Below are 13,251 nucleotides of genomic sequence, written 5' to 3'. Positions count from 1 at the left end.
CCATTTCGAAGGGAGGCGCATTCTACGTACGCCCCCTCCATCGGTCAAACAGGGCGGCAAAACATAAATAATCCACTAGAATCAACGCCCTAAATGAGCTCCAAGGTCACCCCTCTGCCCACCTCGCGCGCCGCGCCTCGTGCCGTCGACGCTCCCCTCATGCCTCTCGAAGAGATTCGCGGGCTGGTCCGCGCGGATCTCGCGGCCGTAGATACCATGATTCGCGCGCGTTTGAAGAGCGCCGTGCCGCTGGTGGACCAGGTTGCGGAACACATCATCGGCGGCGGCGGCAAACGTCTGCGCCCCCTGCTGTGCGTGCTCGCGGGCCGCGCCTGCGGCATCGATACGGAAAAACACGTCGAAGCCGCGGCTTTCATCGAGTTCGTACACACGGCCACGCTGTTACACGACGACGTGGTAGATGGATCGCAGAAACGCCGCGGCCGCGCCACGGCTAACAACATCTTCGGCAACCAGGCGAGTGTGCTGGTCGGCGATTTCGTCTACTCGCGCGCATTCCAGATGATGGCCACCGTCGGCTCGCAACGCGTCATGGAGATCATGGCCGACGCGACCAACGTGATCGCCGAGGGCGAAGTGCTGCAGCTCATGAACGCGCACGACCCCGAGACCACCGAGCAGCGTTATCTCGAGGTGATCTACCGCAAGACCGGCCGGCTGTTCGAGGCGGGCGCGGAAGTCGCGGCGGTTCTCGCTGGCGTTTCGGTTGCGCAGCAGGCGGCCCTGGCGCGTTACGGCAAACATCTCGGCACCGCGTACCAGCTGATCGACGACGTGCTCGATTACAAATCCGACCCGGCGACGCGCGGCAAGAATCTCGGCGACGATCTTTCCGAGGGCAAACCGACGTTGCCGCTGTTACACGCGCTGCGCCACGGCAATGATGAACAACGCGCGCTGATCCGTCTGGCAATCGAACAGGGTGGGCTCGCTCAACTCGGCCCGATCGTCGATGCCATCGAGAGCACTGGCGGGCTCGACTACGCCGTCGGCTTCGCGCAACGCGAAACGAGCCAGGCACTCGAGGCGCTCAAAGCCCTGCCCGAGACGCCGTACTCACACGCACTCGCGGCACTGGCCCGCTTCGCGCAGGAACGCACGAGCTGACTAGACATGAGATCAGCTTCCGGAGCGCATCGACGGGCGTTCACCATACGTAAATGCCCGCCACACCCATTCCGCCGGACCGTACGCATAACGCCCTAACCACCAGCGGCTGACGATCACCTGCGCGCTGAAAAACACGACGACGATACCCGCGATCGCCGTAGCGCCGATTCTTCCCGCCAGCCCCAACCCGGGGCCCACGCCGAACAGCACGAACCCGAACACCAGGCTTTGCGTCAGGTAATTGGTCAGTGCCATGCGGCCCACCGGCGCGAACCAGCCGAGCACGCGCGACGCGCGGCCGTGCAGGCCGGTAACGATCGCGGCCACGTATCCGGCCGCGAGCACGGGCACGGCCACCAGGTGAGTTGCCCAGGCGAGTAGTTCGCGATGCGCGAAATCCGTGCCGCGATCGACGTCCGCCAGCAGAACCGCGACGCCTTCCAGCACCAGCCCCGCCGGCAGCGCGACACTGCGCACACGGCGCCACAGCGGCAGGAAGCGCACCGAATGCTCGACGAACCCACGGCGGCCCACCCATGCGCCGATGAAAAAACGCCCGAGCGCGTAGGCGAGCCAACCGACCAGCATCCCCGACAGCAAGTAGTCGCCGATCATCTCGTCCTTGAAGTGACGCACGAGACTCCAGTAGTCCCCCGCGCTCGACAAAGTCTGCCGCTCGAGCACCATCGCGTCGGAATACCAATCGGTGCCGCCAGACCCCGCGGAGAACTCGAGCATCGTCTTCACGGCCGTGCGTCCGAAAATGGCCAGCAGCAGCCCCACGACCACCAGCGCGCGATCGCTCATGCGGCGAAACGCGAGCAGGAAGAAACCTGCGAGCGCGTACAGATGCAGGATGTCCCAGTTCCAGAAGAAGACCAGGTGCAGCACGCCGATGATCAAGAGCACCGTCAGCCGACGGCGATACAAACTCTGCGCATCGGCGCCGCGCGCCTCGAGGCGCGTCATCTGCAGGTAGAACCCGAGGCCGAACAGGAATGCGAACACCGTGTTCGCCTTGTCCCTGACCAGCCAGTCGAAGACGGAACCGAGTGCGAAATCGAATCCCGCGCTTGGCAGTGCCAGCAACTGCGACTCGGTGGCCATGAGGTTCGCGCCCGCGAAACCCTCGAAGTTCATCAGGAATACACCGAACAACGCGACACCGCGCAGCACGTCGAGTGCTTCGACGCGCTCCGCGGCGCTGACCGGTGCGGGATCGCTCATTAGAACGCGAACAGGTCGCCGGTCCACGGCTTCGACGCAACGTAGCTCGCAAGACGCGCCTGTTGCGAGGCCGTTTCCCAGCCCAGCTTCTGCGCCATTTTCAAAGCCTTGTTCTGATCCTTCTGCGCTTCCGGGAATTTTCCGAGCATCGCATTCGCAGCGGCCCGGATTTCGAATGCCGTCGGATCCACGTCGACGTCGTGCATCACTTCTTTCAGCACTTTCAACGCGCGTTCCGGATCGCGTTTGCCGGGATCGGCGCCCGCCGCGAGCAGCCCCGCGAGATAGAACTTGCCATCGTGATTGCCAGACGCGGCGGCGCGTTCGAGCCACGTCTGCGCCTTGCCGATCTCCTCCGGGCCAGGATCGCCTCGCAGTAGATAGTTCGCGAGCACCACTTGCGCATCCGACTGGTCCGACGCCGCGGCCTTGTGCAACCAGACGAGCCCCTTCGGCTCATCACATTCGCACCCCCATCCCTGCAGCGTGCTGTAACCCACCATGAACTGCGCCGTGGGCAAGCCGGACTGCGCCGCCTTCAGGATCCACGGCATGCCATCGCTGCGCGTCTTCTTGAGCTGGGGCAGCCCCGAGATCGCCAGCCCATAGATCAGCTGCGCCGAAGGATCGCCCGCATCGGCCTTCGTTTTGAGGCCTTTTACGTAATGTTCGAGTTCCGTGTACGCATCGTTCTCGGCGTTCTGGATTACGAATCGGACCATCGTTCCGATCGTGCAATCGACCGGCACTCCCTTGATGCGCGCCGGGCTGAATTCCGAAACCAGGATCGTTTCGCGCGCCGCTTCGTCGAACACGTCACCCGGCACCGCATACACCACGCGCGGATTACGCGCGCGGCCATCGGGCATCACCGTAAATTCGACGTACGCCTCTCCCTGGATGCCGTCTCGCAGCGCCCAATTCGGGTACGTCGCCTTCGTCGGACCCTTCGACAGCTTGCAGGGCTCACGATCGATGTAGTTCACGCCGGCGAAGATGTTGGGCAGGATCCGTTTTCGCAATGCGGGCGTGGCGAACTGCGCCCGGACCTCGTCGATGCGGATGCGCGCCTTGTCGTTCAGGTGCGGTTCGAGCTGCGAGATGATGTTCTGCGTATTTTCGTTGTTCACGCCATTGTCGCGCGCGATGCTCGCCCAGGCGTACCCGAGCACGTTGTCGCGTTTGACGCCGAGGCCTTCGACATAGAACGCGGCCACCATCTGTTGCGCATAGGGCTGCCCGAGTTCCGCGAGATCTCGATAGAGCTGGAATGCCCGCTCATAGTCTTTCTTCGCGAGCGCCTGATTGGCGGTGTAAAGATCCGCACGCGATAACGGGCTCACGAGGCAGACGACGAACAAAACCAGGACTTGGTACCAGTGTTTTGCCTTCATTCGAGATCTCTCGTCAGTAGAACGTCAACAGAGCGCCCATCCATGGTTGGCGTGTTGCGAGGGCCGCCAAGCGTGTGGTCAGTTACCCTGAACCCGGGCTTTCTCACCAAGCTCCCCTCCAGCCGACGCCCCGGGGGCGTATTTCATACTTATATATGTGACGCCGGGGAGATTTTGTGATCCTCCACCGCCGGCAAGCCTTCGATTTGAATGGCGGCGATGCCTTGAGTAGACTGCGCGGCCCGCTGTCACCCGCCCAGGCATCCACCTTGGCCGGCATCGGGTCTGCAATTTCGGGGTGTAGCTCAGCCTGGTAGAGCACTACGTTCGGGACGTAGGAGTCGAAGGTTCAAATCCTTTCACCCCGACCATTTCAAATCAGGACGATTTTCGGTTGACGCTACTTGACGCGTTCCGACACGTTGATCGAATTCCATTCCCAGGTTCTGCCCTCATCCGTTGAGAAGGCCTGACTCCAGATCGGCCGCTGAGGATTTCGCACGTCCCATCGGAAGAGCACAATGATGTTCTGTCCTTTGTACGTGTCGCGCGCAAAGAAGTGGCCCACTTTGTTCGCGAATGACCCAACGACAGGAGGGTCAAGCGCGCCCGAATTGCTGTCGGCCCAGTAGATGCTCCAGAGCTTTGTCCTGGCATTGAACAGTCGCAGCGCCACACCTTCGTAAGGCTTGCCGCTCACCGACTCGGTGTATTTGTCGATGTTGCCCATGCCGCCGAGAATCGGGTGCATCTCCACCGCTGATTCGAACGCCATCCATTCGTCCGAGTGCGTAAGGCGCGACTTCAGTTTGCGATTTCGCAATTTCCAGTCGCCGACGAGGAAATCGAAGTCGTGTTCTGAAGATGTTGCCGAAGGCTGAATAGCCAACGCGCCGGCACTGTCGAATTGCAACGGTGGAATCGGGATGGAGGTATCCGGGATCAGCTCGCGATCCGCGCCGGGAACCGGGTCCGCGAGAGCGAGCAGCGCTGCCAGAACCATGAACCCGAGAACCCACGAGTTCTTCGTCAGGACGCGACGCGCGTTGTGACTCTTGCTGGCCATCCCCACTCCCCGATTCGACAAGGAGTCCGATGATACGCAAGAAACTGCGCGGGTCGCAGGCGCTGAAGACCGGAAGCCCTATTCAGGGACACCCGACTAGCTACCACTGAGATTAGTCTTTCGTCTTGCCGTTCGGATCCTTGAAGTAGTCCTTGTCCAGCAGCGCAGTGACCCGGTCATATAGACCGTCGTAGCGCTTCTCGGCATCGAGCAGAAATTTCTTCAGGCTGGCGTCTGGCTCGGCTTCGGCCATCACCTGGCACAGATGGCGCTCGTGGTTCACGCCGTTGGCGAACCCGATCAGCACCGTGCGCTCGTATTCACGGCCGCCGTGGCCGACGATGGGCGCGAAGTACCGCGCACGGTCTTTGGCGATCGCGGCGCGCTTGCGTTTCTCCATTTCCGGCAACGGATCGAGATTGATTCGCACACCGGGATGGTCCTTCGCGATTCGCTCCAGGTCCTTCTTCATTTGACCGCCAACCTCAGCAACGGCGGTAACGACCTTGTCCACGGCATCCGATTCGACCTTCACGTAGAGGATCAACTCCGTGAGATCGAGAGTGCTCGCATCCTTGTAAAGCATGCTGTAGCCCTCGCTCAGCGCGAGCCGTTGCTTGCTCGATTCAGCGGCTTTGGTACCGTGGGTTTCAGCATTGACGGCACAGCCCGTGGCGAGACCGGTCAGCAGCAATGTGAATAAGGTCCGTCGCAACGAGTCATGCATATCCATCTCCGAAAGAAGCGGAACTGCATCGACAACGCAGCGGTGTGGTCAAGGTTCGACCTCACCGCTTTCTATACCACGCGTGTTGCTACGACGTATGTGAGCAAAAGCCTCCACCTAACCAGACTTCACCAGGGATCTGCGCCGCCAATCACCCCAGTCATTCCTGGTTGGTTTGGCCTACTTGTTCACGGCGTTGCGGATCGCGCCCACGATGGCAAGCAGAACGCCGCCACCCACGCCACCACCGGCGATGCTGCTGACGATCGAGCCCAAGTCCATGCCGCCGGCAGAATTGCCACCGATCCCGAACACGTTGAGCAGCGCACTGCCCAGGCCGCCACCCAGGATTCCGACGATCGAATTTCCCACGGTTCCAAGGCTGAGTTTTTTCAGCAATCCGCCGGCGACGTTTCCGCCGACGGCGCCGCTGATGAGTTGCACGATCAAGCTGGTGATATCCATGATTCTTCCCTTTGTTGTCGAAGCAGTGAAATTGCGGGACTTCTCCCGCCCGAGTCATGACACCTCTGACTACCGGGGCGGCTCACGGCGAATGCCGCAAGCCGCACCGGAAGTTGCCCACTATCTGGCTTCTTCGGCCTTGTTGACCTGCACGTCGCCCGGATTGTCGAGTACGTCCATCGCGACGCGGCGATTCTGCGCCCGGCCTTCGGCGGTGGTGTTGTCTGCGACCGGACGCGATTCGCCGTAGCCCCGCGCCGCGAGTTGCGCGACCGCGACGCCTCGTGCGACTAGATAGTCGCGTACCGAATCGGCCCGGCCCTGCGAGAGCTTGAGGTTGTAGGCATCGGAACCGACGCTGTCGGTGTGGCCCTGCACCTCCACTTTCAGGCGCGGATACTTCACAAGATCGGCCGCCACCGCGTCGAGCATGGCCAGCGACTGGCTCACGAGCTTGGCGGAGTTGTTCTCGAAATTCACACCCACCAGCGTGATGGTGCCCTTGCGCGGACAACCGAACTCGTCCACCGCCGTGCCGCGAGGCGTTACAGGGCATCGATCCTGCTCATCGAATACACCGTCGCCATCACTGTCGACGGGCTGCGGCGCAGCAACCACCGGAGCCGGTACAGGTGCGGAGGCAACCTGGGGAGGGGCCACCGGCTCTGGGGTTGCCGCGCGCACAGTCGGTGCGCCGAAGGCGAATTCGAACGCCACGGCGGCAATGACGTCGCGCAGTTTGCCGGCGCCACCAGCATCGTCCCAGCGCAGCTTCACCTCGGGGCGAATGTTGAAGGCGCTCGAACCGTCGGCGTTCTCCCAGGCGCGAAACAGGAGTCCGGCGCCCGCCTGCACCATGAAATCGTCGCGCTTGGCGCCGAGGTCTGGATCGTTGCGCAGCGCGCCGACTCCCGCGGTGAGATAGGGCGACACACGGCCGGCGCCGTTGAAGCTGCGCAGCACGTCGGCGGAAAACGCGGACAAATCGAGATCAGGTGCTCCATCGCCGTCGTGACCGCCGCGCAGCACGTTCAGCTCCAGCGCCCACGCGTCATTCAGATGCTTGCCGAAAGACAGTCCGGAAGCGAACGCGTCGTCGACGTTGCGGTCGCTGTCGGCGAAGGTGTATCCCAGCTTCGGCGCGATATACCAGCGACTGTCGGCGTCCTGTGAAAATGCCGGACCGGCGAGCAGTGCCAGACTTCCCAATGCGATCAATTTTTTCATGTATGCGTCTCCTTAATTCTTTGCGAGCAGATTGCGAATTTCTTCGAGCAGGATTTCCTGGCGTGGCGCAGCGGCTGGCGCCGGCGCGGCAGCGGGCTTCTTGAGCCTGTTGATGCCTTTGAGCGCCATGAAGATCACCAGCGCGACGATCAGGAAATCAAACACGGTCTGCGCGAACGCGCCGTACTTGAACAGCACCGCCTTGCCGGTGGGGTCATCGCCCAGGTGCACGGCGAGGTCGCTGAAGTTGACGCCGCCGACCACGAGGCCGATGGCCGGCATCAACAAGTCCCCCACCAGCGAGGAGACGATCTTGCCGAAGGCCGCGCCGATGATGACGCCCACCGCCATGTCGACGACGTTGCCCTTCATCGCGAATTCCTTGAACTCGGATACGAAACTCATTACCTGCTCCCGTTGAAGATGCGAATCAGAATGCGTAGACGAGATTGACCGTCTCGACGGTGTCGCGCCGTTTCACGCCCGCGGGCGGATTGCTGTTGTCCTGGATGCTCACGCCCAGGCTCAACGCGAGCGTGTCGGTCATCTTGACCTCGAGTGCAAACGTGTCGCTGAGCAGCGTGTTGCTCGAGCCGTACTCGGCCAGCAACCGGTTCGAGAGACTGGTCGTGCTCGTGAGTGCGTGCGAATAGTCGAGGCCCGCGGTCATCACTGCCTCATCCACCGTGTCGAGCGGAGTGCGCGTGATCACCGCGCCGCTGGCGTCCTTGACCAGCAGCTCCGGCCGCAGCTTGCGATAACCGGCGCCCACCTGCCCGGTGAGCTTCACCGCTTCGTTGTCGATGAACTTGTAACCGACGCCGGCCGACGCCGTCGCCTGGTACTGAAAGCCGCTGAACTTGTCGCGCGCGTAACGCAGCGCGCCGAACGCAAACGTCCTCTCGGTCAGTAGATAGTCACTCTGCCAGCCCGCGCTCCAGCGCTGCGCCGAGGTGACCTCGCCGCTCTGGCCGTAAAGCGCGGCCGCGTTGAAAGCGTGTTTCCAGGCGCCGCTGGCGCGCGCCAGCTCGAGCGCGGCATTGGCGGATTTCGCCGCGGCGTTCCCCTGCGAAAGCAGCAGGCCGGCCTGACCCTTGCCGGTCCAGAGGTCCGTGGCGCCGGGCGGCGCACTCCAGGCGGCGGCGCATGTGAGCATTGCCGCGCATAGAAACAAGGGACTCGATTTCACGTGAAGGCTCCTGCCGCCGATGGATTCGTCGCGGCAGGAGTATTGCCGGCAGGAACGTCAGAGATTGTAAAACACTGTCAAATGCCTGCCCGCGGCACGGTTGCTAACTAGCCGGAGCTTCCCGCGGCGCGGGTGCCAGCGCCAGGCAGAAAATCGCGCCGCCCGAGCCGCCGCTTTCCATCCATGCCCGCCCGCCGTGTTTCTCCGCGACCACTCGCACGAATGCCAGACCCAGTCCCGCGCCGCCGGGATCGGAGTCGCCATCGTGCAGGCGGCGCGCAAATCTGTGGAACAGCAGCGCCCGCGCTTCGGGCGCGATACCCGGGCCGCAGTCCGCGACGCGCACCAGTCCACCGCCCCCTCGCGCCTCGCAATCCACGCGGATGCTGGATCCCTCGGGCGAGAACTTGAGCGCATTGCTCAGCAGATTGCCGATTGCGCGCGCCACCAGTGAACGGTCGCCGTGGATCAGGATGCCCGACATGGCCGAGCCCATCTCGATCGGCACCGCGCGCGCCCGCGCCGCGGCCCAGATTTCGTCGTAGGCGTCCTGGACCGCGTCGCGCAGGTCGAATTCCTCGAAGACTCGCGGGTCGGCGGATTCCGCGCGCGCCAGCGCGACGAACCCGTCCACCAGCGTGAGCAGGCGTTGCGCCAACAGGTCGAGGCGCTGCGACAACTCCGCCGGCGGCAGCGCGCGTTTCGGATCACGCTGCAACTGCGCAAGTCCGAGCAGCGATGAAGCTGGCGTCTTCATGTCATGCGACAGGAAACGCAGCACGTCTTCGCGTTCGCGCTGCGCGGCACGCAGCTCGGTGATGTCGGTGATGCCGATGATGGTGCCGACGCGAGTGCGCGTGCCGTCGAAGAACGGCACGGTGCGCACCAGCACATTGCGCCCGTCATCCTGCAGCACGGCTTCGACGGTTTCGGGTGCGCTCTGCGCGAGCCGTGCGAACCGCAGGTTCACATCGCCGACACGCTGGAAGAGCTGCGAGTCCACGGCGCTGCCCTCGAGTACACCGTGTTCGGCAACCCTGAAAAGTTGCGCAGCCGCCGGGTTCGCGATGACGATTCTGCCGCTGGCATCGGCGAGCAGCGTGGCATCCGGCAAACCGTTGATCGTGTCGGAGAACAGGCGCCGGACATCGCGCGAGCGCTGCACCGCCTGCCGCACGACGTGGATGCGGCGTTCGACCACGTCCGCGAAACGCGGCGATTCGGCCAGCCGCGGCGCCGGCACGAGAAACGGGAACGGCTCGACGGTGAGGCGCGCCAGCTCCTCCTCCAGGTACGCCTGCGTGGCCTCGAGCCGCCGCCAGCTCCACAGTGGATAGATGACGAGCAGCGCGGCCAGCGCGGCCGTCGGCGGCCACCACCAGCCCGCCACGCGCAGCACCAGCAAGCTCGCGCCGAGAGTCGCGAGCCACACCAGCACCGTCAACAGCAGCGACTGGCGGGGCGTGAAGCGCAGAAAACCCAGCGCCACGATGATGATGGGGATCAATGCGAACAGCACGGCCACCGGCAACGGCAGCGGCCGTATGTACGTACCGCTGCGTATGGCCTGCAGCGCGTTGGCCGCCACTTCGACACCGGGCATGGCGACACCGTGTCCGGAGCGTGGCGTGGGGTAAGCGTCACCTACTCCCTGCGCAGTAACTCCGACCAGCACTAGTTTGTCGCGCAGCGCGTCCGACGGAACGCGGCCGCGCAACACGTCGACATACGACAGCTGTGTGAAGTGCCCCGGTGGACCGAGAAAAGGAATGTACATGCGATAGTCGCGCACCCACACCGCCGGCGCCCCGGCGAGATCCGGATGGCGCAGGCCCCGCAACACCGGCGGTTGCAGCCCCGGTGCGTGCTCGAGCAACGCCAGCATCAGATGCGAACGATGCGGAGCGCCCAGACCTTCGCGCAGGAACACGCTGCGTCCGACGCCGTCGCGATCGAGCTCCAGGTGCGCGTGACCCACGGCTGCGGCTGCATCGGCCAGTATCGGAATCGGCAGCAATTCGCGCAGCGGACTCGCCGGCCGCGGCATCTCCACCAGCAGCGGCAACACGGTAGGTGGACCCCGCCGCATCGATTCGGCCAGAGCCGCATCGCCCTGTGGCGATTGCGTGTCCGGCTCGGTGAACACGACGTCGAAAGCGACGGCGCGCGCGCCCGCCGCGCGTAGACGATCGAGCAACTGCGCGTGCCACTCGCGCGGCCAGGGCCAGCGACCCAGCGCCGCGATGCTGGCGTCATCGGCGGCTACGATCACCACATCGCCTGGCGCGGGACCCGTGGGCAAGGCCGCATCGTAGATGGCGAGATCCGCGCGCCAGAACACGTCGTAGATAGCCACGAGCGTCGTGCCGGCCAGCAAGGCGCCTAGCAACCACGCCCATTGAACCAGGACGGGCCGCGCCCAGCTCGCCGCTTTCATAAGAGGAATGGAACCAGGATCGTGGACGACAGCAGCAGTTTCATCCACCGCGGCATCGCGACATCGAATGGGCGTGCCGCGCCGAAAGGATCCGCGTTGCCGGCGGAATCGATCGCCTGCACGCGCGCGTAGTAAGTACCCGGCGCGAGTTTGGGTATGGTCAGCTCCGGCACAGTGCGACTCTGATCGATCACGATGTGTTCGAATGCCGCGTCGCGCGCCACCTGCAGGCACCAGGAGTCACCCGCGCCTCCTGCCCAGCGCAGCGCAACCGCACGCCGCTGCAGGGTCGGCGGATCCACCGTGGGCGGCGCGGGGCGCTGCACATATGACTGCGCCGCGCTCCACTCACCCGTTTCACCTTGCACGCTGTCGCTTGCCACGCGCCAGAAATACGCGCCCGGCGTCATCTGCTCGACCAGCAGCTGGTTCGTATCGAGCACGCGGCGATCCGCGACCAGGTCGGTGAACGTGGCATCACGCGCCACCTGCACGCGATAGCCGGCGGCGTTGCCGACGGCGCGCCACTCATGCGTCGCCGGGTTGACGATGCGCGCATCGGGTCCGGGCGCGAGCAATGCGGGCGACTCGGGCAAGACATGTTGTGTGATCTGCCTGACGGCATCCGCGCCTTCGATGCCATGCCGGTCGATCGCACGCGCGCGCAGCCAGTAGCCGCCATCGCCCAGTGCGGCGACGGTGAAGTCCGGCTCCGTCGACAGCGCATCCACGGAGATCGCATGGAACTGCGCGTCGGCGGAAAGCTGCAGACGATATGACGTCGCGCCCGGCACCGGCGGCAGCTGCACACGCAGTGTGGCCTGCGAATGCGCCTCGGAGATGTTAGACAGGTCCGGCGCCGGCAGCAGCGGCTCGGGGGACAGCGCCAATCCGCCCTTTTCGACTCGCGTGCCGAAACCCGCCGGCACTGTCACCTCGTTTTGCGCGGCGACCTGGACGGTGCCTTCGAGTGTTTCGGTAGTTGCATCGCCACTCACGGCATTGAAGCCGGTGCGAAACTGCGTGCCGCGAACCGCGGAGACAGCCACCGGCGTGACGATTTCGAAGCGCCCGACATCGCGCTTGGGCTTGATTGAAGTCTCGACACGACCCGATTCGAGTTTCAGCCGGGCGGCATGTCCGTCGCTGACGCCCTCGACGCGCTGCAACTGCTCCAGGCGCAGCACGCTGGATTTCTGCAGCGTCGCCAGCGATCCGTCGGCGAATTCAAGGGTTGCCGATCCGTCGTCGCCCGTGTGCAGCACGCTGCCGGACGCGAGCACTTCCCCCGCCAACACCGGCGTACCGTCGCGCGTGACGGTTCCCGACACGGTCAGCACGCGCGCGGTATCGGCGCTGAGTCTCAGCCACGAGTACGGAATCCGTACCGGTGTGTCCGGCGGAATGTTGTGCGGGTCGGCGATGTGATTGCGCGATTGGAGCTGCGGCCAGCGCTGTGGCTGCTGCAACAGGCGGCGGCTGACGCCGATCAAGGTATCGCGCGGTCGGAACCGATACACGAACTCCGCTTCGCTGGATGCCGCCTGGGCGGCGGCGAGTTGCGGCATGGCCCAGCACGCCAGGGCACAGACCAGCACGAATGACACGGCGCGAAAACCGGGCACGGTCGTCATCCAGACTCGACGCGCGTGTGCTCGAGACGGTACCCGTAACCGTAGATCGCCGTCAGCCGCAGTCCGATTGCCGCCGACAGGCCAAGCACCTGGCGCACGCGGCTCACGTGCATGTCGACGGTCCGTGTGGTCGTGGCGTCGCCGTGACCCCAGATCGCTTCCATGATGTGGCGGCGCGATAACACCTGGCCGATATTGCGGAACAGCAGCACGGCCACTTCATACTCGCGGCGCGTCATCTCGAGCGGCACGCCACGACGTTCGATCGAATGCCGCGCAAGATCGATGCGGAATGGTTCCACCTCGATGACTTCGGCCGATTCGGCGGCTCGATAACGGCGACTCAATGCGTCCACGCGCGCCAGCAGCTCCAGCTCGCGCGCCGGCTTGATCAGGAAATCGTCGGCTCCCGCCCGCAGCGCCTGCACGACGTCGGCCTCGCTGTCGCGATGCGTGAGGAACAACACCGGCGTGCGCAGATTCATGCGCGCGCGGATGGTCTGCAACACCTCGAGACCCGAGACTCCGGGCACTTCCCAATCGAGGATGATCAGCTCGTAGGTCTCGCTGCGCAGGCTGTTGAGCAGCGCCCGGCCGCGGCTGAAGGCATGCACGCCGTGGCCCGCATCCTGGAGCAGCGCCGTGATGCGCTCGGTCTGATCCAGCTCGTCGTCGAGAAACGCGACACGCATGCGGGCTGCCGGCAGGGAATTGCTGTGTGGTGCGATTTGCGAAGTACTCACCCATGAACTCC

At 64.2% G+C, this 13,251-nt stretch carries 12 protein-coding genes and 1 tRNA gene; 2 read left to right on the top strand and 11 right to left on the bottom strand.

Going from position 1 to position 13,251, the window contains the following annotated elements; genetic code table 11:
- Positions 1 to 159: 159 nt before the first annotated feature.
- On the top strand, positions 160 to 1,128 hold the full coding sequence (gene ispB / locus WDO72_17800; protein ID MEJ0087531.1) for an octaprenyl diphosphate synthase: 969 nt from the start codon (positions 160 to 162) through the stop codon (positions 1,126 to 1,128).
- A 12-nt stretch (positions 1,129 to 1,140) separates the two neighbouring features.
- On the opposite strand, the gene WDO72_17795 is transcribed toward ispB, so the two are convergent.
- A complete protein-coding gene (locus WDO72_17795; protein ID MEJ0087530.1) occupies positions 1,141 to 2,358 on the bottom strand; it encodes a DUF418 domain-containing protein in 1,218 nt (405 codons plus the stop codon).
- On the bottom strand, positions 2,358 to 3,752 hold the full coding sequence (locus tag WDO72_17790) for a TonB family protein (protein ID MEJ0087529.1): 1,395 nt from the start codon (positions 3,750 to 3,752) through the stop codon (positions 2,358 to 2,360). The genes WDO72_17795 and WDO72_17790 overlap by 1 nt, the downstream gene beginning before the upstream one ends.
- A gap of 294 nt (positions 3,753 to 4,046) precedes the next feature.
- On the opposite strand from WDO72_17790, the gene WDO72_17785 reads away from it, so the two are divergent.
- Positions 4,047 to 4,123 (top strand) — tRNA-Pro (locus tag WDO72_17785).
- Between the two features lie 29 nt (positions 4,124 to 4,152).
- Here the strand turns inward: WDO72_17785 and WDO72_17780 are convergent.
- The 9 genes from WDO72_17780 to WDO72_17740 all read right to left on the bottom strand — a co-directional run bounded on the left by WDO72_17780 (position 4,153) and on the right by WDO72_17740 (position 13,240).
- Positions 4,153 to 4,818, bottom strand: a complete 666-nt coding sequence (locus WDO72_17780; GenBank protein ID MEJ0087528.1) for a hypothetical protein — start codon at positions 4,816 to 4,818, stop codon at positions 4,153 to 4,155.
- A 112-nt stretch (positions 4,819 to 4,930) separates the two neighbouring features.
- Positions 4,931 to 5,545, bottom strand: coding sequence for a hypothetical protein (locus tag WDO72_17775; GenBank protein ID MEJ0087527.1), 615 nt, complete (start codon positions 5,543 to 5,545; stop codon positions 4,931 to 4,933).
- A gap of 180 nt (positions 5,546 to 5,725) precedes the next feature.
- Positions 5,726 to 6,010: a hypothetical protein gene (locus WDO72_17770; GenBank protein ID MEJ0087526.1), complete on the bottom strand. Its 285-nt coding sequence runs from the start codon at positions 6,008 to 6,010 to the stop codon at positions 5,726 to 5,728.
- A gap of 120 nt (positions 6,011 to 6,130) precedes the next feature.
- A complete protein-coding gene (locus WDO72_17765) occupies positions 6,131 to 7,237 on the bottom strand; it encodes an OmpA family protein (protein ID MEJ0087525.1) in 1,107 nt (368 codons plus the stop codon).
- A gap of 12 nt (positions 7,238 to 7,249) precedes the next feature.
- A complete protein-coding gene (gene mscL, locus WDO72_17760; GenBank protein MEJ0087524.1) occupies positions 7,250 to 7,642 on the bottom strand; it encodes a large-conductance mechanosensitive channel protein MscL in 393 nt (130 codons plus the stop codon).
- A gap of 25 nt (positions 7,643 to 7,667) precedes the next feature.
- Positions 7,668 to 8,393 (bottom strand): DUF481 domain-containing protein, encoded by a 726-nt coding sequence (locus tag WDO72_17755; protein ID MEJ0087523.1) that lies wholly within the window; start codon positions 8,391 to 8,393, stop codon positions 7,668 to 7,670.
- Between the two features lie 136 nt (positions 8,394 to 8,529).
- A complete protein-coding gene (locus WDO72_17750) occupies positions 8,530 to 10,863 on the bottom strand; it encodes a CHASE2 domain-containing protein (protein MEJ0087522.1) in 2,334 nt (777 codons plus the stop codon).
- A complete protein-coding gene (locus WDO72_17745; GenBank protein ID MEJ0087521.1) occupies positions 10,860 to 12,497 on the bottom strand; it encodes a FecR domain-containing protein in 1,638 nt (545 codons plus the stop codon). The genes WDO72_17750 and WDO72_17745 overlap by 4 nt, the downstream gene beginning before the upstream one ends.
- Complete coding sequence (locus tag WDO72_17740; protein MEJ0087520.1) at positions 12,494 to 13,240, bottom strand: response regulator transcription factor; 747 nt, start codon at positions 13,238 to 13,240, stop codon at positions 12,494 to 12,496. The genes WDO72_17745 and WDO72_17740 overlap by 4 nt, the downstream gene beginning before the upstream one ends.
- Between the last annotated feature and the right edge of the window lie 11 nt (positions 13,241 to 13,251).

Source organism: Pseudomonadota bacterium (assembly GCA_037200975.1).
Taxonomy (GTDB): domain Bacteria; phylum Pseudomonadota; class Gammaproteobacteria; order Steroidobacterales; family Steroidobacteraceae; genus CADEED01.
This window is presented reverse-complemented; position numbering and strand designations above follow the sequence as displayed.

What these genes read in the sequence shown, in the direction of transcription:
- WDO72_17790 (MEJ0087529.1), bottom strand. Translation starts at nt 3,752, where the DNA reads ATGAAGGCAAAACACTGGTACCAAGTCCTGGTTTTGTTCGTCGTCTGC.
- WDO72_17775 (MEJ0087527.1), bottom strand. Translation starts at nt 5,545, where the DNA reads ATGCATGACTCGTTGCGACGGACCTTATTCACATTGCTGCTGACCGGT.
- WDO72_17770 (MEJ0087526.1), bottom strand. Translation starts at nt 6,010, where the DNA reads ATGGATATCACCAGCTTGATCGTGCAACTCATCAGCGGCGCCGTCGGC.
- WDO72_17755 (MEJ0087523.1), bottom strand. Translation starts at nt 8,393, where the DNA reads ATGCTCACATGCGCCGCCGCCTGGAGTGCGCCGCCCGGCGCCACGGAC.
- WDO72_17750 (MEJ0087522.1), bottom strand. Translation starts at nt 10,863, where the DNA reads ATGAAAGCGGCGAGCTGGGCGCGGCCCGTCCTGGTTCAATGGGCGTGG.
- WDO72_17745 (MEJ0087521.1), bottom strand. Translation starts at nt 12,497, where the DNA reads ATGACGACCGTGCCCGGTTTTCGCGCCGTGTCATTCGTGCTGGTCTGT.
- mscL (MEJ0087524.1), bottom strand. Translation starts at nt 7,642, where the DNA reads ATGAGTTTCGTATCCGAGTTCAAGGAATTCGCGATGAAGGGCAACGTC.
- WDO72_17795 (MEJ0087530.1), bottom strand. Translation starts at nt 2,358, where the DNA reads ATGAGCGATCCCGCACCGGTCAGCGCCGCGGAGCGCGTCGAAGCACTC.
- ispB (MEJ0087531.1), top strand. Translation starts at nt 160, where the DNA reads ATGCCTCTCGAAGAGATTCGCGGGCTGGTCCGCGCGGATCTCGCGGCC.
- WDO72_17765 (MEJ0087525.1), bottom strand. Translation starts at nt 7,237, where the DNA reads ATGAAAAAATTGATCGCATTGGGAAGTCTGGCACTGCTCGCCGGTCCG.
- WDO72_17780 (MEJ0087528.1), bottom strand. Translation starts at nt 4,818, where the DNA reads ATGGCCAGCAAGAGTCACAACGCGCGTCGCGTCCTGACGAAGAACTCG.